The following is a 20,607-nucleotide window of genomic DNA, read 5'->3' as shown; positions in this document are numbered from 1 at the left end:
CTGCTTCACCGCAGAGGCCTGGTTGCACCGATTTTCGAGCGCCACGCTCGTACCTCAACCCCGCCAATTGGCGGGGCTTTTTTTGGCCGGCTGTTTTGTAGGGGCAAAGGGCTTCGTACCTGCGTCAATGCGCCACCCATCACCTGGATTGTAGAAACCGCTCCGGCGGCCGATAACAGCCATATAGCACTTAGCCTTCATCCTCTCTTGTCAGTGCGTGCTGCATGATGCAACCTTGCCGCTGGCGACAGTAAAGAGGGCGTGAGCCCGGCGCCGTGCGCATTTTCCCAAGCGAGTTTCCCCATGAAAAGCCAACCCGATGTCGCCCGTATGGCGGCCGAGGTAGTGACGCAGTTACCGGTGCCCTCGCGCCTCGGTATGCTGCGTTTCGAGCGGCTTAATGAGGCAAGCTGGGCGCTGCTGTACCTCGACCCCAATTGTGAGCGCCAATTCGGTCTGCCGGCGATGGAACTGTGTGCATTGGTCGGCACACCCTACGCCAGCTTGATGGAACCTCAAGCGCGCTACCAGCTGCACGATGCGATCCAGCAGCAACTGACCCAGACCCCGAATTACCTGGTGCGCTACACCCTGCACACCAACGACGGCCCGCTGAGCCTGCTGGAAATGGGCGAGGCCTACAAACAACACAACCGCCACCTGCTGCGCGGCTACCTGATGGTGGTCGACGGGCTGTTCAGCGAAATCCCCACCGCCGCCCCGACGGCCGACCTGGAAAACCAGAACAGCCGCCTGCAGATCGCGCTGGAACTCAACCAGCGCGCCCAGCAGGAACAATTGCAGCATCTGGAACGCGTGCGCGCCCAACAGGAGCTGATCCTGCTGCTGGCGCGCCAGCGCTACACCACGCCCAATTCGTTGCAGGAAGCCGCCGAGCTGATCACCCGCAGCGCCTGCGATATCTACCAGATCGATTGCGCGAGCATCTGGAACCTTGAAGGCCAGCGCCTGGTGCCGATCTCGGCGTACCACCGCGACGACCAACAGCACCACTTGCCTGAAGCGATCGACGCCAGCGGCTTCCCGGACTACCTGGAAGCCCTGCATTCGAGCCGCGCTATTGACGCCACCCATGCGATGCGTGACCCGCGCACCCGGGAAATGGCCGAGAGCCTGCGCGCCAAAGATGTGCACGCCATGCTCGACGCGAGCATCCGCGTCGATGGCCAGGTGATCGGCGTGTTGTGCCTGGAGCAACGCGGCAGCTCGCGTGCCTGGCAGGCCGATGAGATCGCCTTTGCCGGCGAGCTGGCGGACCAATTCGCGCAAGTGATCAACAACCACAACCGGCGCACCGCCACCAGCGCGCTGCACCTGTTCCAGCGAGCCGTGGAACAAAGCGCCAACGCCTTTTTGCTGGTCAATTGCGACGGCGTGGTGGAGTACGTCAACCCCAGCTTCACCGCGATCACCCAGTACAGCGCCGAAGAAGTCCATGGCCATCGCCTGGCGCAGTTGCCGGCCCTGGAGAACCTCAGCGAGCTGCTGTTCGACGCGCCGTCGAGCCTGGCCAAGAGCAACAGTTGGCAGGGTGAGTTCAAGAGCCGACGCAAGAACCTCGAACCCTACTGGGGCCAGCTGTCGATTTCCAAAGTGTATGGCGACAACCGTGAGCTGACCCACTACATCGGCATCTACGAAGACATCACCCAGACCAAGCTGGCCCAGCAGCGCATCGAGCGCCTGGCCTACACCGACAACCTGACCAACCTGGGCAACCGCCCGGCGTTTATCCGCAACCTGGACGAGCGCTTTGCCCGCGACAGCGACAGCCCGATCAGCCTGTTGCTGGTGGACATCGACAACTTCAAGCGGATCAACGACAGCCTTGGCCACCAAACGGGCGACAAGCTGCTGATCAGCCTGGCGCGCCGCCTGCGCAACAGCCTGAGTGCCAGTGGCAGCCTCGCGCGGTTTGCCAGTAATGAGTTTGCGGTGTTGCTCGACGACACCGACCTGGAGACTGGCCAGCAGGTCGCCAGCCAATTGCTGGCGACCCTCGACAAACCGATGTTCGTCGACAACCAGTTGATCAGTGTCACCGGCTCCGTGGGCCTGGCCTGTGCGCCTCTGCATGGCCGCGACCCGCAAACCCTGATGCGTAACGCCGGGTTGGCGCTGCACAAGGCCAAAGCCAACGGCAAACACCAGGTACAGGTGTTTACCGAGGCACTGAATGCCGAGGCCAGTTACAAGCTGTTCGTGGAAAACAACCTGCGCCGCGCCCTGACTCAGAACGAGCTGGACGTGTTCTACCAGCCCAAACTGTGCCTGCGCAGCGGCCGCTTGCTGGGCATGGAAGCGCTGCTGCGCTGGAACCACCCGGAAAAGGGCATGATCCGCCCTGATCAATTCATCAGCGTGGCAGAAGAAACCGGCCTGATCATCCCGATCGGCAAATGGATCGCCCGCCAGGCCTGCCGCATGAGCCGTGAGCTGACCGCCGCAGGCATGGGCAATTTGCAGGTGGCGATCAACCTGTCGCCCAAGCAGTTCTCCGACCCGGACCTGGTGGCCTCGATTGCCACCATCCTCAAGGAAGAAAAGTTGCCGGCCAACCTGCTGGAGCTGGAGCTGACCGAAGGCCTGCTGCTGGAAGCCACCGAAGACACGCGCCTGCAACTGGACCAACTGAAGAGTTTTGGCCTGACCCTGGCCATGGACGACTTCGGCACCGGTTACTCGTCACTGAGCTACCTGAAAAAATTCCCCATCGACATCATCAAGATCGATCGCAGTTTTATCCACGAAATCCCGGACAACCAGGACGACATGGAAATCACCTCGGCGGTGATCGCCATGGCCCACAACCTCAAGCTCAAGGTGGTGGCCGAAGGCATCGAGACCGCCGAGCAACTGGCGTTCCTGCGCCGGCATCGCTGCGATGTGGGCCAAGGCTACCTCTTCGACCGGCCGATCCCCGGTGCAGAGCTGCTGGAGAAGCTTAAACGCTACCCGCGCGGGCCAATCGCCTGACAGCGCTGTAACACTCGGGCACACTGGCTGTCTGAATCTTTACCGCTAACTCAACCTGACGAGAGGACTGATCATGGTCTTGCGCTCGGAAATTCTGGTGAATAAAAACGTGTTGCCCACTCAAGAACAAGCTTTGCCTGGCCGTGAAACCCCGATGGCGCTGCCAGAGACGCATTTCGTCAACGGCAACCCGCTGCTCGGCCCGTTTGTCGACAACGTAGAGTTCGCGATCTTCGGTCTCGGGTGCTTCTGGGGTGCCGAACGCCGGTTCTGGCAGCGCGACGGCGTGGTCAGCACCGTGGTCGGTTACGCCGGTGGTTACACGCCGAACCCGACGTACGAAGAAGTCTGCTCGGGCCTGACCGGCCATAGCGAAGTGGTACTGGTGGTGTTTGATCAAGACAAGATCAGTTACGAAGAGCTGCTCAAAATGTTCTGGGAACTGCACAACCCGACCCAGGGCATGCGCCAGGGCAACGACATCGGCAGCCAGTACCGTTCGGTGATCTACGCCGTGAAACCTGAGCACCTGGAAGCGGCCAAGGCCAGCGCCGAGGCGTATCAGGCTGAGCTGACCAAGGCTGGCCTGGGCACCATCACCACGGAAATCGAAGAAGCGCCGACGGTGTACTTCGCCGAGGCGTATCACCAGCAGTACCTGGCGAAAAATCCGCAGGGGTATTGCGGGATTGGCGGCACCGGCGTGACCTGCCCAATCTAAGATTTGCGCAGTTGATCGTTCCCACGCTCCGCGTGGGAATGCCGACAGGGACGCTCTGCGTCCGCTCTTGAGGCGTGACGCGGAGCGTCACAAGATACATTCCCACGCAGAGCGTGGGAACGATCAGTTACTCAGCGATAAGCCAGTCCATCTGCCACCCGCCTTGGGTCTGGCCAAGTTTCTTGGACAGCCACGGCAGCAGCTCACGCAACTCCTCTTCCAGCCCCCAAGGCGGGTTGGCAATCGCCAGGCCCGAGCCCGTCAGGGTATTGGGCGTGTCCAGCGGATGCACCAATAACTCCACCCGCAGCAACTTCGGTGCACCCGTTCCGGCCAGGTCCTGGTAGAAGCGACGCAACATGCGCTGGTCTTTCACTGGATACCAGATCGCTGCAACAGTCTGGCGCATGCGGCTGACTGCTTCCTTGAGGGACGCTGCACAGCGCTGCATTTCGTCGAGCTTTTCAAACGGCGGATCGATCAGCATCAACGCGCGCTTTTCCGGCACCGGCAGCAAGGCGCGCGGCACATGCCAGCCTTCGCCCAAATGCACTTTGACGCGGCGATCGCCCTTCATGTTGTCCTTGAGCAGCACGCCGTCTTCCGGGTGTTTTTCATTCAGCAGCACACGGTCCTGAGGCCGTGTGAGGCGGCGCGCCAGCTCCGGCGAACCAGGGTAATAGCGCAACTGGCCATCCGGGTTCATCTCGTGCAGCACGCGCATGTAGTCGGCCGTCAGCGGCGGCAGGTCACTCTCGCCCCACAGGCGGGCGATGCCTTCCAGGTATTCACCGGTGCGGTTGGCCTGATCACCTTGCAGGTCGTACAGCCCGATCCCGGCGTGGGTGTCGAGGTAGGCGAACGGCTGCTCCTTGCGCGACATCAAGGCGATGAGGCGGGTCAAGGTCAAGTGTTTGAAGACATCGGCGTGGTTGCCGGCGTGAAAGGCGTGACGATAATTCATGGTTGCTCCTGCGCAGGGGGCGAAGTTTACCTTCTACCGGAGCAAAGGGGCAGAGTGTGGCGAGCGGGCTTGCCCCGCGCTGGGCTCAATTCATCTCTAAGGTCAGGTACTCAGTCAGTGCTTCATGACTGATACCCGGCCTGCGCGCAAAGTAGGCGACCTTGTGGCGCAAGGTTGCAGGCGTGAAGGCGGTATACAGGTCGGGTCGCTGTTCTTCGAGCCATTGCAGCAGGTTGTCGATCAGCACGTAGGGTGATTGCTCCGCCAGATGCGCCAGTAACGAGGCAGGCACTTGCCACCATGGGCTGGTGTTGGCGGCCGTGACCGGGCCAGTCGCCACGACCAGCGGTTGGCCATTGATCAGATAGCGCTGGAATACCGGCAACACCTTCCCCGCCGCGTCGCCCAAGGTTTGCACAATCGGCAGCCATTGAGCGCCATCCCAGAAACGTAAAAATACCTGCTGGCCGTCAGGCAGCAGAACCTTGGTCAGGCTTTGCAGGTGCGCCACCACGGTTTCCAGCGGGCTGGATGATACTGCCAGCCAGCCCCAATCCGTTGAGTCGGTGGTGGCGACCCAGTCGAGAAAGGCGCTGCCGGGCTCGATGACAGCAACGTAGGGCATTACTTCATTCCATTGCGCGTAGGCGCTGCCTGCCCAGATTGACTGGGGCGGCAGTCCGACGGCCATGGCTTGCCAGGCGGCATAGGGTTTAGCGTCGCTGGCACTGCCCAATACCGCGAAAATTCGCTCATCGGGCAGCAAAGGAAATTCGGCCAGCCAGGTGTGTGGAGTCAAGGAGTGACGCATACGGGTAAATTCCTTTTAAGGGCGAACCTGGGTGTGGTCGGCGATATCACATTGGCCGTTCTTGCACCGCTCACACTCTTCGCAAAATGGCGCGCTGCGTTTCAGGCTGGCCACTTGCACGCGGCTGAGCGGTGCGGGAACAACCGCCGCCAGCGCTTCCTTGATGCCCGGTAGTAACGGCACAGCTGCAGCAGCGGGTGCACCACCCAGTTGAATCGGCACGCTGCTGAAAATGCCGCCCGCCGACAACGTGATCGACTGCCCGCCCGCCTGGATCGTAACGCTGGCACCGGCGTCGATAACAACGCTTTGCCCTGCTCCGATCTGAATCGTCCGCCCCGCGCGCATCTGCTGCGAACCTCCGACCATCAAGTGATCATCCTGCTTGAGCTCGGTGAGGCGGTTGCCATGGGTAATGCGCTGCTCTTCGCCTTGCAGCTCGTGATGCGACTCGCCGCCCACCTTCACCCGGCGCACGTTATCGACCTGCACCTGCTGGTCATTCAGCACGTGCTGGGTCCAATCGCGCTGGGCACGCAGGTAGATTTCCTCGGCGCCCTTGCGGTCTTCAATGCGCAGTTCGTTATAGCCACCACCGCCAGGGCTGCTGTGGCTGCGCAAGATGCTGCGGGTCTTGTCCGCCGGCAGGTCGAGGGGCACGGGGTTGGCCGCGTTGGGCAGGCAACCCATCACCAGCGGCATATCCACGTCGCCGTTGGCGAAGCCGACCAGAACCTCCATGCCGACCCTGGGAATCAACACCGCACCATAACGGTCATGAGCCCAGGCACTGGCGACGCGCAGCCAGCAGCTGGAATGCTCGTTATGCTCGCCGTCACGGTCCCAGGCCAGCTGTACTTTGACCCGGCCGTATTCGTCACAGTGAATCTCACTGTCGGCGGGGCCGGTGACTACCGCGTTCTGGTAGCCGGAGATCTGCGGCCGCGACAGGATCAAGGGCGATCGAAACTGCACGTCCCAAGGCGTGGCAGTAAAATCGTTGTCGTAGCCCTGAGGCAACTTATCGCCATATATTTCCGGGGCAGACTCCTCCAGCACTTGAGGCTGATGCCCCACGTGGTACACATGGGTGACCAACCACAAATCATTCCATTCCTGACGCGGATGCCCGGCCATCTTCAGGAACTGCCCGGTGACCAATGCCGGTTGGTTGCTGGAGCCTCTGGCCAGCCGATAATCGCTGCGATGGCGCTCCAACCGGCGCTGCGCCAGGTACTTGCCATGCTCACGATCCGTAAAGTCTCCAGGGTAGCGCTGCTCATCCAGGGAGGGGCGTTGCCCACCGGACGCTGCGCTTTCCAATGCCAGGCTCGGTTTCTTGAAGTCGTAGTCGCGCAGGTTCACACCCGTTGTACGGGTTTCCAACCGCAGGCTGAAGCGCTTGATCGCGGGCGTATCGGCCACCATCCCGGTGCCGGGCGAGTACGGGGTGGCTTGATCCTGCCGGACAAACACGCTTTGGTCATCGCCAAATACCAACAGGTGGCGCTCGGGGCTGTGCTGGAAGTGGTAGTGAATGCCCGACTCGTCACATAAGCGTTGAATGAACTCCAGATCGTTTTCGCCGAACTGAACACAGTATTCACGCTCCGGATACTTTCCACTCAGCTGAAACGTGAACGTGTCGGCCTGGATAGCCTGGGCTTCCAGCACCAACGCGATGATCTGGGGCACGGTTTTGTTCTGGAAAATCCGCTGGTGCGTACTGTTGTGCAGATACGCCAACTGCGGTACCAGGCTGATCTGGTAACGGGTAAGACGCTTGCCCGCATCGCCTTGGGCCACTTGATAGACCAGGCCGTGAATACCATGACCTTCAGCGTCAAACCCCAGGAACGCCTGCCGGTGCATCAGGCTCTCGAGGTCCAGATCGGCCTGTTCGCTGACCAACTCCAGGTCAAAACGAAAAGGCAGGCTAATAAACTCATCACCTGTGAACCCATGGACCTTCAGATCGCTGGGCTGCCCATCGAGGGTCAGGGTAAACGCGCTTTCATTGGCAGGAGCGAACATCCGGTGTTTCTCTGCGAGGGGGTGGGCGGTCGATTCTGCACCAGCTTTTTGCCCTCCTGAGCGCCGCGCGGCCAAATCAGTATGTTCCTACGCCATGAGTGCCCGATTCTTCATGTTCCCTGCGTCGAAAGCACGCCAACGCCGTGCTAGCGTAATTGTCCCTTTCTCGCCGGATCACTGGAAAAAGCATGGCCATCCGCTACGCAAAAATCATCTTGACCCTCGCCCTCGCCGCCTTCGCCAGCATGGTTGCGTTCAACAACATCACGGACTACGGCTCCAACTTCGCCTTCGTCCAACACGTGCTGAGCATGGACACCACGTTCCCCGGTAACGCGGCCATGTACCGTTCAATCACCACGCCATGGCTGTGGCACGCGGCCTATGCGCTGATCATCCTGGGAGAGGCGCTCTGCGCGCTGCTGCTGGCCTGGGGTGCGCTGTCACTGTGGCGCGCGCGGCACGCAAGCGGTGGCGACTTCAACCGCGCCAAAGCCCGCGCAACCAGCGGCCTCGCCCTCGGTTTTGTGGTGTGGTTTTTTGGTTTTATGGTGGTGGGCGGGGAATGGTTCTTGATGTGGCAATCCCATCAGTGGAACGGCCAGGAAGCGGCGTTCAAGTTCTACATGGCGATTCTGGGCGTGCTGATTTTTCTTAATCAAGCGGATGCTGACTGAACCCGCCATAAAAAAGGCCCGCCATCCGTAGGATGCGGGCCTTTTCTTCAACTCAACGGGCGCTAGGCACCCGAAGAATTACTTGTTGAGGTTGTAGTCTTTTTCCGCAGCATCAAAACGCTCGACCATACCGGCAGTCGGTGCGCCCAGCTTGCTGACGACGTAGATCGCCAGGCTGGCGAAGATGAAGCCAGGGATGATTTCGTACAGGCCCAACAGCTCGAAGTGCTTCCACACAATTACCGTGACCGCGCCGACCAGGATGCCGGCCAGTGCGCCGTTGCGGGTCATGTGTTTCCAGATCACCGAGATCAGCACCACAGGCCCGAACGCGGCGCCGAAACCGGCCCAGGCGTAGCTCACCAGGCCCAGCACGCGGTTGTTCGGGTTGGCGGCCATGGCGATGGCGATCAGCGCAACCAGCAACACCATGGCGCGGCCGACCCACACCAGTTCAACCTGGGAGGCGTTTTTGCGCAGGAAGGTTTTGTAGAAGTCTTCGGTCAGCGCGCTGGAGCACACCAGCAGTTGGCAGCTCAGGGTGCTCATCACCGCCGCCAGGATGGCCGACAGCAGCACACCGGCAATCCATGGGTTGAACAGCAGCTTGGCCAGCTCGATGAACACACGTTCGTGGTTTTCATTAACCGGGCCAGCCACTTCCGGGTGCGCCGAGAAGTAAGCGATACCGAAGAAACCCACCGCCACGGTGCCGCCCAGGCACAGGATCATCCAGGTCATGGAGATGCGGCGTGCCTTGGCAATCGACTTCACCGAATCCGCCGCCATGAAACGCGCGAGGATGTGCGGCTGGCCGAAGTAACCCAGGCCCCAGCCCATCAGCGAGATGATGCCGATGAAGGTGGTGTTTTTCAGCATGTTGAAGTTGTCAGGGTTCTTGGCTTCGATCGCCAGGAAGGTGGTGTCGACGCCACCGGTGGCCAGCAGCACGATGATCGGCGTGAGGATCAGCGCGAAGATCATCAGTGTGGCTTGCACAGTATCTGTCCAGCTGACTGCCAGGAAACCACCGACGAAGGTGTAGGCAATCGTCGCGGCAGCACCGGCCCACAGCGCCGTCTCGTAGGACATGCCGAAGGTGCTTTCAAACAGACGGGCACCGGCGACGATGCCGGACGCGCAATAAATAGTGAAAAACACCAGGATCACCACGGCAGAGATGATCCGCAGCAGGCCGCTTTTATCTTCGAAACGGCTGGAGAAATAATCCGGCAGCGTCAGGGCGTCCCCGTTGTGTTCGGTCTGCACCCGCAAGCGGCCAGCCACGAACAACCAGTTCAGGTATGCGCCGACGATCAGGCCGATGGCGATCCAGCTTTCCGACAGGCCGGACATGTAGATCGCGCCCGGCAGGCCCATCAACAACCAGCCGCTCATATCGGAGGCACCGGCCGACAACGCGGTGACCACGCTGCCGAGGCTGCGACCGCCGAGGATGTAATCGGAGAGGTTGTTGGTGGAGCGATAGGCCATGAAGCCGATCAGCACCATTGCTGCGATGTAGATCACAAACGTGATCAGGGTGGGGTTGCTAACGCTCATAAGAAGTGACGCCCTGGCTTTGTTTTTATGTAGCGACGGTCTGAGTCAGACGGCCACCCGTGGATAACCGGGTAGACGAAACTGCGTGCCGTGCATTTATGACTGGCGTTTCCCCAGGAAAGCCGCCAGCCGATGAACCGAACCTTGCAGCTGGTTGCACCTTGGGCGCGAATGCTATTCAACAAAGTAAATAAGGTGCAACCAGTTTCTTGAGAATAAGTTGCACCTTAGTATGTTTAGGGCAAAACATCGGTTTTTTGCTCCTTTTCGGAGCAAGAACAGCCGATCTCAGAAGTAAACGCACCAAGGGGGAGCGGATTCCGTCGAAGGCCGGATTTTTTCCCGATCACGATCAAAAAAATCCTGAACAATTTGGGTTGCACCCGGTTGCACCTCTGCATGCGCAAAGCTAATCTTGCCGCCAGCAGATGCCACGCAGTAGTGGCACCCATGAGGATAAAAAGATGGCTACGACCACCCTTGGGGTCAAACTCGACGACCCGACCCGCGAACGCCTCAAGGCCGCCGCGACCTCCATTGATCGCACGCCGCACTGGCTGATCAAGCAGGCGATTTTCAATTACCTGGAGAAACTCGAGGGTGGTGCAACCCTGACCGAGCTCAATGGCTCGGGCAGCAAGGACGCTGAAGACGCAGGCGAAGTCCAGCCGGACCACGCCCACCAGTGCTTCCTGGAGTTCGCCGAAAGCATCCTGCCGCAGTCCGTACTGCGCGCCTCGATCACCGCCGCCTACCGCCGCCCCGAGCCGGAAGTGGTGCCGATGCTGATCGAACAGGCCCGCCTGCCACAGCCGATGGCTGAAGCGACTAACAAGCTGGCCGCCTCGATTGCTGAAAAACTGCGCAATCAGAAGAGCGCCGGCGGCCGTGCCGGTATTGTTCAGGGCCTGCTGCAAGAATTTTCCCTGTCGTCCCAGGAAGGCGTGGCATTGATGTGCCTGGCCGAAGCGCTGCTGCGCATCCCGGACAAGGGCACCCGCGACGCGCTGATCCGCGACAAGATCAGCACCGGCAACTGGCAGCCGCACCTGGGCAACAGCCCGTCGCTGTTCGTCAACGCCGCCACCTGGGGCTTGCTGCTGACCGGCAAACTGGTGGCCACGCACAACGAGGCAGGTTTGACCTCGTCCCTGAGCCGTATCATCGGCAAGAGCGGCGAGCCGATGATCCGCAAGGGCGTCGACATGGCCATGCGCCTGATGGGCGAGCAGTTCGTTACCGGCGAAACCATCGCCGAAGCCCTGGCCAATGCGAGCAAGTTCGAAGCCAAGGGCTTCCGCTATTCCTACGACATGCTCGGCGAAGCTGCACTGACCGAACACGATGCCCAGAAGTACCTGGCCTCGTACGAACAAGCCATTCACTCCATCGGCAAAGCTTCTCACGGCCGTGGGATTTATGAAGGCCCGGGCATTTCCATCAAGCTCTCCGCCCTGCACCCGCGTTACAGCCGCGCGCAGTACGAGCGCGTGATGGATGAGCTGTACCCGCGCCTGCTGTCCCTGACCTTGCTGGCCAAGCAGTACGACATCGGCCTGAACATCGACGCCGAAGAAGCCGACCGCCTTGAGCTGTCGCTGGACCTGCTTGAGCGCCTGTGCTTCGAGCCGCAACTGACCGGCTGGAACGGCATCGGTTTCGTGATCCAGGCGTACCAGAAGCGCTGCCCGTATGTGATCGACTACGTCATCGACCTGGCGCGCCGCAGCCGCCATCGCTTGATGATCCGCCTGGTGAAAGGCGCGTACTGGGACAGCGAAATCAAGCGCGCCCAGGTCGAAGGCCTGGAAGGCTACCCGGTCTACACCCGCAAGGTGTACACCGACGTTTCCTACATCGCCTGTGCACGCAAACTGCTGTCGGTGCCGGAAGCCATCTACCCGCAGTTCGCCACGCACAACGCCCACACGCTGTCGGCGATCTACCATATTGCCGGTCAGAACTATTACCCCGGCCAGTACGAGTTCCAGTGCCTGCACGGCATGGGTGAACCGCTGTACGAGCAGGTTGTAGGCAAAGTTTCCGAAGGCAAGCTGAACCGTCCGTGCCGCGTGTACGCACCGGTCGGCACCCACGAAACATTGCTGGCTTACCTGGTGCGTCGCCTGCTGGAAAACGGCGCCAACACCTCGTTCGTCAACCGCATTGCCGACCACACCATCTCGATCCAGGAGCTGGTGGCCGACCCAGTGGCCAACATCGAGCAGATGGCAACGCTGGAAGGCGGCTTCGGCCTGCCGCACCCGCGTATTCCACTGCCGCGTGACCTGTATGGCAGCGACCGCGCCAACTCGGCGGGCATCGACCTGGCCAACGAACACCGCTTGGCGTCGCTGTCCTGTGCCTTGCTGGCCACCGCGCACAACGACTGGAAAGCCGCGCCGATGCTGGGCTGCGCGTCCAGCAATGAAGCCGCTGCACCGGTGCTGAACCCGTCCGACCTGCGTGACGTGGTCGGCCATGTACAAGAAGCCACTGTTGAAGACGTCGACAACGCGATCCAGTGCGCCATCAACGCCGGCCCGATCTGGCAGGCCACCCCGCCCGCCGAGCGCGCCGCGATCCTGGAGCGTGCCGCCGACTTGATGGAAGGCGAGATTCAGCCGTTGATGGGCCTGCTGGCCCGCGAAGCCGGCAAGACGTTCGCCAACGCCATCGCCGAAGTGCGTGAAGCCGTGGATTTCCTGCGCTACTACGCCGTGCAGGCGCGCAACGACTTCACCAACGACGCCCACCGCCCGTTGGGCCCGGTGGTCTGCATCAGCCCGTGGAACTTCCCGCTGGCGATTTTCAGTGGCCAAGTTGCTGCGGCACTGGCTGCCGGTAACCCGGTATTGGCCAAGCCTGCGGAGCAAACCCCGTTGGTGGCGGCACAAGCCGTGCGCATCCTGCTGGAAGCCGGTATTCCGGAAGGCGTGCTGCAACTGCTGCCGGGCCAGGGCGAAAGCGTCGGTGCGCGCCTGGTGGGTGATGATCGCGTCAAAGGCGTGATGTTCACCGGCTCCACCGAAGTCGCGCGCCTGCTGCAACGCAGCGTCGCCGGTCGTCTGGATGCCCAGGGCCGCCCGATTCCGCTGATCGCCGAAACCGGTGGCCAGAACGCGATGATCGTCGACTCTTCGGCGCTGACCGAGCAAGTGGTGATCGACGTTGTTTCGTCGGCCTTCGACAGTGCCGGCCAACGCTGCTCGGCTCTGCGCGTGCTGTGCCTGCAGGAAGATTCGGCAGACCGTGTAATCGAAATGCTCAAAGGCGCGATGGCTGAATGCCGCCTGGGCAACCCGGAGCGCCTGTCGGTAGACATCGGGCCGGTGATCGACGCCGAAGCCAAGGCCGGTATCGAGAAACACATCCAGGCCATGCGCGACAAAGGCCGCAACGTCTACCAAGTGGCAATCGCCGATGGCGAAGAAATCAAGCGCGGCACCTTCGTGATGCCAACCCTGATCGAGCTGGAAAGCTTCGACGAACTGCAACGCGAGATCTTCGGCCCGGTGCTGCACGTGGTGCGCTACAAGCGCAAAGAGATCGACCAGCTCATCGCGCAGATCAATGCCTCCGGCTATGGCCTGACCCTGGGCGTGCACACCCGCATCGACGAGACCATCGCCAAGGTGATCGACAACGTGCATGCCGGTAACGTGTATGTGAACCGCAACATCGTTGGCGCAGTGGTTGGCGTGCAGCCATTCGGCGGCGAAGGCCTGTCGGGCACTGGCCCGAAAGCGGGCGGGCCGTTGTACCTGTACCGTTTGCTGTCGACCCGTCCTACCGATGCCATCGAACAATCCTTCGTAAGGGGCGACAAGTTGGCCGCGCCGGACGTGCGCCTGCGCGATGCCATGAGCCAACCGCTGACCGCCCTGAAAACCTGGGCCGACAGCAATAAGTTCAGCGAGCTGAGCGCGCTGTGCAGCCAGTTTGCCGCGCAGTCGCAAAGCGGTATCACCCGCCAACTGGCCGGCCCGACTGGCGAGCGCAACAGCTACGCGATCCTGCCCCGCGAGCACGTGCTGTGTCTGGCGGACGTCGAAGGCGACCTGCTGACGCAACTGGCGGCAGTGCTGGCCGTCGGCGGTTCGGCGGTATGGCCGGAAACTGACCTGACCAAGGCATTGTTCCCACGCCTGCCGAAGGACGTTCAGGCGAAGATCAAGCGCGTGGCCGACTGGACCAAGGACGAAGTGGTGTTCGACGCAGTCTTGCACCACGGCGACTCCGACCAACTGCGTGCGGTGTGCCAGCAAGTGGCGCAACGCGGTGGCGCGATTGTTGGCGTGCATGGTTTGTCGCAAGGTGAGACGGCGATTGCGCTGGAGCGCCTGGTGATTGAGCGGGCGTTGAGTGTTAACACCGCTGCGGCGGGCGGTAACGCCAGCCTGATGACCATCGGCTAACTGACGAAACGCGGTCAAAATGTGGGAGCTGGCTTGCCTGCGATAGCGGCGGGTCAGTGACAAAGGTGTCGGCTGGTACTGCCTCATCGCAGGCAAGCCAGCTCCCACATTGACCGCATCCCACCTTCGACCCTCGTTCTGCCTCTGCATCACGCAAATCAATCTTGCTATCCAGCCTCTATTCGCGCACTTAGACTCAGGCCTATCCCCACACAGGTAAGCCGCCATGTCCGAGACGCTGCTCAGTTCCCGCAATCTGGCTTTCGAGCTGTACGAAGTCCTCGATGCCGAGGGCCTGACCCAGCGCGAGCGGTTTGCCGAGCACAACCGCGAGACCTTCGATGCGGCCATCAGCACCGCGCGTAGCATTGCCGAGAAGTACTTCGCGCCGCATAACCGCAAGAATGACGAAAACGAACCGCGCTATGAAGACGGCCAGGCGATCCTGATTCCGGAAGTGAAACCGGCCGTGGACGCGTTTCTCGAAGCGGGCTTTCTCAACGCCGCGCGCAGTTTCGAAGCAGGCGGCATGCAGCTGCCGACGTTGCTGTCCCAGGCATGCTTTGCGCACTTTCAGTCGGCCAACGCGGCTTCGACCTCCTACCCGTTCCTCACAATGGGCGCGGCCAACCTGATTGAAAGCTTCGGCACCGAGGAGCAGAAGCAGCGCTTCCTGCAACCGATGATCGACGGCCGCTTCTTCGGCACCATGGCGCTGACCGAGCCGCATGCCGGCTCGTCCTTGTCGGATATTCGTACACGGGCAGAGCCTGCGGCTGACGGCACTTATCGGCTCAAGGGCAACAAGATCTTCATCTCCGGTGGCGACCATCCGCTGTCGGAAAACATCGTGCACATGGTGCTCGCCAAGCTGCCGGACGCGCCGGCCGGGGTAAAGGGCATTTCGCTGTTTATCGTGCCCAAGTTCCTGGTCAACGAGGATGGCAGCCTGGGCGCGCGCAATGACGTGCTGTTGGCCGGGCTGTTCCACAAGATGGGCTGGCGCGGCACCACGTCCACGGCGCTTAACTTCGGCGATAACGGTAATTGCGTCGGCTATCTGGTAGGCAAACCGCACCAGGGCTTGAGCTGCATGTTCCAGATGATGAACGAGGCGCGCATCGGCGTGGGCATGGGCGCAGTCATGCTAGGTTATGCCGGCTACCTCTACTCGCTGGAATACGCCCGCGAACGCCCGCAAGGTCGCCTGCCGGACAGCAAAGACCCCAGCACCGCGCCGGTCTCGATCATTCAGCACGCCGATATCAAGCGCATGCTGCTGACTCAAAAAGCCTACGTGGAAGGCGCCTTCGACCTTGGCCTGTATGCCGCGCGGCTGTTCGATGACACCACAACCCTGGAAACCGACGCCGAACGCAAGCAAGCCCACGAACTGCTGGACCTGCTTACGCCTATCGTCAAATCCTGGCCATCGGAGTTCTGCCTCAAGGCCAACGAGCTGGCGATCCAGATTCTCGGCGGCCATGGCTACACCCGCGAATACCCGGTGGAGCAGTACTACCGCGACAACCGCCTGAACCCGATCCACGAAGGCACCCACGGCATCCAGTCGCTGGACTTGCTCGGGCGCAAGCTCGCGCAGAATGGCGGTGCGGGCCTCAAGCAACTGATCCGTTTGATCGCCGAAACCGGCGCACGGGCGCAGCAGTACCCGTCACTCATGGCCCTGCGAGAACCTCTGGAGCAGTTGGTTAATCGCCTGCAAAGCGTGACGATTGGCCTGCTGACGGATCTCGCCCAGGGCAAGGTCAACAGCAGCCTGGCAAATTCGGCGCTGTACTTGAAGGTGTTCGGGCACACGGTGATTGGCTGGCGCTGGCTGGAACAGGCGATTCGCGCCGAGGAAGGCTTGGCCAAGGGCCATACGGCGGATGTTGCCTTCTATAAAGGCAAGCTCCAGGCCGCTCGGTACTTCCTGACCTGGGAAGTGCCGAGCTGCCATCATGAACTGGCGATTCTGGAGGCACGCGATGACACGTGCCTGGGGATGCAGGATGCGTGGTTCTAAGGCGTTCCGATCGCCTTGGAAATCACTTCGACCGTGGCGCTGACTTGCTCTTGGTAACGGTCGAGTTCCTGCTGGTGATGCTTTTGCATTTCGATCTGCTCGGCGCACAGGTTCAGCGCGGCCAGTACCAATAATTTGTCACCGATCAGGGTCGGGTACTTTTTCTTGGTGGTGGCCAGGGAGGCCTTGAGCATGGTCACGGCGTGCATCAGGGTTTGATCTTCCCCTTCCGGCGCCTTGATCGAGTAATCCTCTCCGAGAATCGAAACGACCTTTATCCCTTCATTCATGCGCCGACAGGACCTGCGCTCACACGCTCAACCAGGGCCTGGATGCGCGCGGCAGTGGCGCCGTGTTTTTCTTCCTGTTCCATCAGGTTCAGTTGCAGGCTGTCGTTTTCATCCTTGGCACGGGCCAGTTCCGCCTTGAGGGATTCATTGCTGCCGAGCAGGTCCTGGTTTTGTTGTACGAGGTCAGTGACAAGCTGTTCAAGCTGGCTGAGGGATGCTTCTAACATTTTGATTTCTCGGGCTTTTTCAAAGGGCGGTGACGATAAAGAAAAATCACCTCGGAAGCCAGGGTTATCCCCGGCGCGCAGCCCGATTTTTAAGGGCCGGGCCGCGCTTTCGAGCCTTAGTGACTGCATTTACCCCATCTGGTTCCTGAATCCGTCCAACCCCTCGTCAGATGCGACAAAAGCGCGCGCCCCCTTAAGACTTTAGTCGCATGGCCGATAGAAGATGCACACCCCGTCTCATGGCCGCACGGATCGCGCTTCTCCCCAGGACTCCAGCATGTCTCTTCGTAATATGAATATCGCGCCGCGCGCCTTTCTTGGCTTTGCGTTTATTGGTGCACTCATGTTGTTTCTCGGTGTGTTCGCCCTGAACCAGATGAGCAAGATCCGTGCTGCCACCGAAGACATCACCCAGTCCAGCGTGCCAAGCATTCGCGCCCTCGACGAATTCACCCAGCTGACCCTGCGCCTGCGCGTGCTGTCGTACCGCTTGCTGACCAACCGCGAGCCGGACGTGCAGCAAAAAACCCTGGAAGCCTTTGAACTGCGCAACCAGCAGATCCGCACCGCCCAGGGCGTGTACGAAAAACTCATCGAGAGTGGCGAAGAGCGCGCGGCCTACGACGAATACGTGCGTTTGCTCGGCCAGTACCACCAGATCGAAGAGCGCATGAAGAGCTTGTCTCGCGCCAACCAGATCGACGACCTGCGCAACTTGCTCAACACCGAATTGCTCAGCAACTCCGAGCAGGTCAACGCTGTGCTGACACGCCTGCTGGACATCAACAACAAGATGGCCAACGCCACCAACCAGCAAGCCAAAGACCAATACGACATGGCGTTTGAGCTGGTGGTGGGCCTGCTGATCGTGGCCACGGCGCTGACCTTGTTGTTCGCCTGGCTGCTGACCCGCAGCATCACCGTGCCGATTTCCCAGGCACTTGAGGCCGCCGAGGAAGTCGCCGAAGGCAACCTGACGCGCCCGATCAAGGTCGACGGCAACGACGAAGCCGGCCGCCTGCTGGCCGCCATGGCCAAGATGCAGGACAAGTTGCGCGACACCCTGCAACGCATCGCCGGTTCCGCCACCCAGCTGGCGTCGGCGGCCGAAGAGCTGAATGCCGTCACCGACGAAAGCGCCCGTGGCCTGACCCAGCAGAACAACGAAATCGAACAAGCCGCCACCGCCGTCAACGAGATGACCAGCGCCGTCGAAGAAGTCGCGCGCAATGCGGTCAGCACCTCCGAAGCCTCGCGCGCCGCCACCACTTCTGCTGGCGATGGCCGTGATTTGGTGCAGGAAACCGTCAGCGCCATCGAACGCATGAGCGGCGACGTGCAAGCCACGGCCACCTTGATCGGCGACCTGGCGAATGAATCGCGGGATATCGGCAAGGTACTCGACGTGATTCGCGGCCTGGCCGACCAGACCAACCTGCTGGCGCTGAACGCCGCCATTGAAGCCGCGCGCGCCGGTGAAGCCGGGCGTGGGTTTGCCGTGGTGGCGGATGAAGTGCGGGCCCTGGCTCATCGCACCCAGCAGTCGACCAGCGAGATCGAGCGCATGATCGGCAGCATTCAGGCCGGCACCGAGCACGCGGTGGATTCGATGCGTAACAGCACCGAGCGGGCCGAATCGACGCTGAACATCGCCAAAGGCGCCGGGATGTCGCTGGACACCATCAACACCGCAATCGTGGAGATCAACGAACGCAACCTGGTGATCGCCAGCGCAGCCGAAGAGCAGGCGCAGGTGGCGCGGGAAGTGGACCGCAACCTGGTGAACATTCGTGATTTGTCGGTGCAATCGGCCACGGGCGCCAGCCAGACCAGTGCGGCGAGCAGTGAGCTGTCGCGCCTGGCGGTGGATTTGAATGGGATGGTGGGGCGTTTCCGTCTGTAACCGACACCGGTGATTGATCGTTCCCACGCTCCGCGTGGTAATGCAGCCTGTGACGCTCCGCGTCACGCCTTAAAAGCGGACGCAGAGCGTCCAGCGAAGCATTCCCACGCAGAGCGTGGGAACGATCTTTTGACAGCGCAGCAATTCAACAGGTTAGAATCGCTGGCACGCAGACTGCATGGTCAGTTTGCGCCCCGTCTTCCCAGCTCTGGAGTACTGCCTTTGAATGCGACGACCATCAACAGCCTGTTCTTGATCGGCGCGTTGCTGGTGGGTGCGAGCATTCTGGTGAGTTCTCTTTCGTCCCGCCTGGGGATCCCGATTCTGGTGATCATCCTGGCCGTGGGCATGGTCGCCGGCGTCGACGGCGGCGGCATCATTTTCGACAACTACCCGACCGCCTACCTGGTGGGCAACCTCGCCTTGGCAGTGATCCTGCTCGACGGCGGCTTGCGTACGCGGGTGGCGAGTTTTCGTGTAGCACTCTGGCCGGCGTTGTCGCTGGCGACGGTGGGGGTGTTGATCACCACCGGCCTCACCGGCATGGCCGCGGCCTGGCTGTTCGACCTCAATATCATTCAAGGCTTGCTGATCGGCGCCATCGTCGGCTCAACCGACGCCGCCGCGGTGTTCTCGCTATTGGGCGGCAAAGGCCTGAACGAACGGGTTACCGCCAGCCTCGAAATCGAATCCGGCAGTAACGACCCGATGGCGGTGTTCCTCACCGTCACCCTGATCGACATGCTCGCCACAGGCCAGACCGGCCTGCACTGGAGCCTGCTGACCCACCTGATCCGCGAATTCGGCATCGGCGGCATCGTCGGCCTGGGCGGCGGCTGGCTGATGCTGCAGATGGTCAACCGCATCAACCTGGCCACCGGCCTGTACCCGATCCTGGTGATCGCCGGTGGCCTGGTGGTGTTCGCCCTGACCAACGCCTTGCACGGCAGCGGTTTCCTCGCCGTATACCTGTGCGGCCTGGTGATCGGCAACCGCCCGGTGCGCAGCCGTCATGGCATCTTGCATATGCTCGACGGCATGGCCTGGCTGGCACAGATCGGCATGTTCCTGGTGCTGGGCTTGCTGGTCACGCCCCATGACTTGCTGCCCATTGCCCTGCCGGCGTTGGGCCTGGCGCTGTGGATGATTCTGTTCGCACGGCCGCTGTCGGTGATGGTCGGCCTGCTGCCGTTCAAGGCGTTCCACGGGCGCGAAAAAGCCTTTATCGCCTGGGTCGGCCTGCGCGGCGCGGTGCCGATCATTCTGGCGGTATTCCCGCTGATGGCCGGCCTGCCCCACGCGCAGCTGTACTTCAACCTGGCGTTCTTTATCGTGCTGGTCTCGCTGCTGGTACAGGGCACCAGCCTGCCGTGGGTGGCCAAACTGCTGAAAGTCACCGTACCGCCCGACCCCGCGCCGATTTCCCGCGCGGCCCTGGAAGTGCACGTCACCAGCGAGTGGGAGCTGTTCGTCTACCGCCTGGGCGCGGAAAAATGGTGCATTGGCGCAGCCCTGCGAGAATTGAAAATGCCCGAGGGCACACGGATCGCAGCGCTGTTCCGTGGCCAGCAACTGCTCCATCCGTCGGGTAGTACGGTGCTGGAAGTCGACGATTTGCTCTGCGTGATCGGCCACGAACACAACCTGCCGGCCCTGGGTAAACTGTTCAGCCAGGCGCCGCAACGTGGCCTCGACCTGCGCTTCTTCGGCGATTTCGTCCTCGAAGGCGACGCCCAGCTGGGCGCGGTGTCGGCGCTGTACGGCCTCAAGCTCGAAGGTATCGACCCGGATATGCCACTGAGCCGCTTCATCACCCAGAAGGTCGGCGGTGCGCCGGTGGTGGGCGACCAAGTGGAGTGGAACAACACGCTGTGGACCGTCGCGGTCATGGACGGGAACAGAATCGGAAAAGTCGGCGTCAAATTCCCCGAAGGAAGTCGTCCAGGCCCTGGACTCTTCCTCTAAACTGCGGG

At 61.4% G+C, this 20,607-nt stretch carries 13 protein-coding genes; 7 read left to right on the top strand and 6 right to left on the bottom strand.

What is annotated here, in order from left to right:
- Window positions 1–303: 303 nt before the first annotated feature.
- Together L8I05_RS17350 and msrA are read left to right on the top strand one after the other, a co-directional pair.
- Complete coding sequence (locus tag L8I05_RS17350; protein ID WP_242170535.1) at window positions 304–2,997, top strand: GGDEF and EAL domain-containing protein; 2,694 nt, start codon at window positions 304–306, stop codon at window positions 2,995–2,997.
- Window positions 2,998–3,070: 73 nt separating this feature from the next.
- A complete protein-coding gene (gene msrA / locus L8I05_RS17345; protein WP_159953826.1) occupies window positions 3,071–3,718 on the top strand; it encodes a peptide-methionine (S)-S-oxide reductase MsrA in 648 nt (215 codons plus the stop codon).
- 127 nt (window positions 3,719–3,845) lie between these two features.
- Here the strand turns inward: msrA and rlmJ are convergent, their stop codons facing one another.
- From rlmJ to L8I05_RS17330, 3 genes are all read right to left on the bottom strand, one after another.
- Window positions 3,846–4,682 carry a 23S rRNA (adenine(2030)-N(6))-methyltransferase RlmJ gene (gene rlmJ, locus L8I05_RS17340; RefSeq protein ID WP_016975658.1) on the bottom strand — a complete coding sequence of 279 codons (837 nt, stop codon included), beginning with the start codon at window positions 4,680–4,682 and terminating at the stop codon, window positions 3,846–3,848.
- A gap of 85 nt (window positions 4,683–4,767) precedes the next feature.
- Window positions 4,768–5,493: a DUF4123 domain-containing protein gene (locus L8I05_RS17335; protein ID WP_242170511.1), complete on the bottom strand. Its 726-nt coding sequence runs from the start codon at window positions 5,491–5,493 to the stop codon at window positions 4,768–4,770.
- A gap of 15 nt (window positions 5,494–5,508) precedes the next feature.
- A complete protein-coding gene (locus tag L8I05_RS17330; RefSeq protein ID WP_242170508.1) occupies window positions 5,509–7,527 on the bottom strand; it encodes a type VI secretion system tip protein VgrG in 2,019 nt (672 codons plus the stop codon).
- Window positions 7,528–7,715: 188 nt separating this feature from the next.
- Between L8I05_RS17330 and L8I05_RS17325 the strand changes: the two genes are divergently transcribed.
- Complete coding sequence (locus tag L8I05_RS17325; protein WP_242170505.1) at window positions 7,716–8,204, top strand: DUF2165 domain-containing protein; 489 nt, start codon at window positions 7,716–7,718, stop codon at window positions 8,202–8,204.
- A gap of 78 nt (window positions 8,205–8,282) precedes the next feature.
- Here L8I05_RS17325 and putP read toward each other — a convergent pair whose 3' ends face one another.
- Window positions 8,283–9,767, bottom strand: coding sequence for a sodium/proline symporter PutP (putP, locus tag L8I05_RS17320; protein ID WP_159953822.1), 1,485 nt, complete (start codon window positions 9,765–9,767; stop codon window positions 8,283–8,285).
- A 464-nt stretch (window positions 9,768–10,231) separates the two neighbouring features.
- Here putP and putA point away from each other — a divergent pair, with 464 nt between their 5' ends.
- Window positions 10,232–14,185 carry a trifunctional transcriptional regulator/proline dehydrogenase/L-glutamate gamma-semialdehyde dehydrogenase gene (gene putA, locus L8I05_RS17315; protein WP_242170502.1) on the top strand — a complete coding sequence of 1,318 codons (3,954 nt, stop codon included), beginning with the start codon at window positions 10,232–10,234 and terminating at the stop codon, window positions 14,183–14,185.
- Window positions 14,186–14,411: 226 nt separating this feature from the next.
- Window positions 14,412–16,214 (top strand): acyl-CoA dehydrogenase, encoded by a 1,803-nt coding sequence (locus L8I05_RS17310; RefSeq protein ID WP_242170499.1) that lies wholly within the window; start codon window positions 14,412–14,414, stop codon window positions 16,212–16,214.
- Here L8I05_RS17310 and L8I05_RS17305 read toward each other — a convergent pair.
- Together L8I05_RS17305 and L8I05_RS17300 are read right to left on the bottom strand one after the other, a co-directional pair.
- Complete coding sequence (locus L8I05_RS17305) at window positions 16,211–16,504, bottom strand: cell division protein ZapA (protein WP_159953819.1); 294 nt, start codon at window positions 16,502–16,504, stop codon at window positions 16,211–16,213. The genes L8I05_RS17310 and L8I05_RS17305 overlap by 4 nt on opposite strands.
- Window positions 16,501–16,731 (bottom strand): hypothetical protein, encoded by a 231-nt coding sequence (locus L8I05_RS17300; protein WP_138817172.1) that lies wholly within the window; start codon window positions 16,729–16,731, stop codon window positions 16,501–16,503. Before L8I05_RS17300 ends, L8I05_RS17305 begins: the two co-directional genes overlap by 4 nt.
- 277 nt (window positions 16,732–17,008) lie before the next feature.
- On the opposite strand from L8I05_RS17300, the gene L8I05_RS17295 reads away from it, so the two are divergent.
- Together L8I05_RS17295 and L8I05_RS17290 are read left to right on the top strand one after the other, a co-directional pair.
- Window positions 17,009–18,634, top strand: coding sequence for a methyl-accepting chemotaxis protein (locus L8I05_RS17295; protein ID WP_242170496.1), 1,626 nt, complete (start codon window positions 17,009–17,011; stop codon window positions 18,632–18,634).
- 222 nt (window positions 18,635–18,856) lie between these two features.
- Complete coding sequence (locus tag L8I05_RS17290; protein WP_197625817.1) at window positions 18,857–20,599, top strand: potassium/proton antiporter; 1,743 nt, start codon at window positions 18,857–18,859, stop codon at window positions 20,597–20,599.
- Window positions 20,600–20,607: the final 8 nt, after the last annotated feature.

Origin of the sequence: Pseudomonas sp. MONT-RG-20F-20-E-7-02 (assembly GCF_022662395.1) — a bacterium.
Taxonomy (GTDB): Bacteria; Pseudomonadota; Gammaproteobacteria; order Pseudomonadales; family Pseudomonadaceae; genus Aquipseudomonas.
Note: the sequence above shows the minus strand (reverse complement) of the source record. Positions and strands in the feature narration are given on the sequence as shown.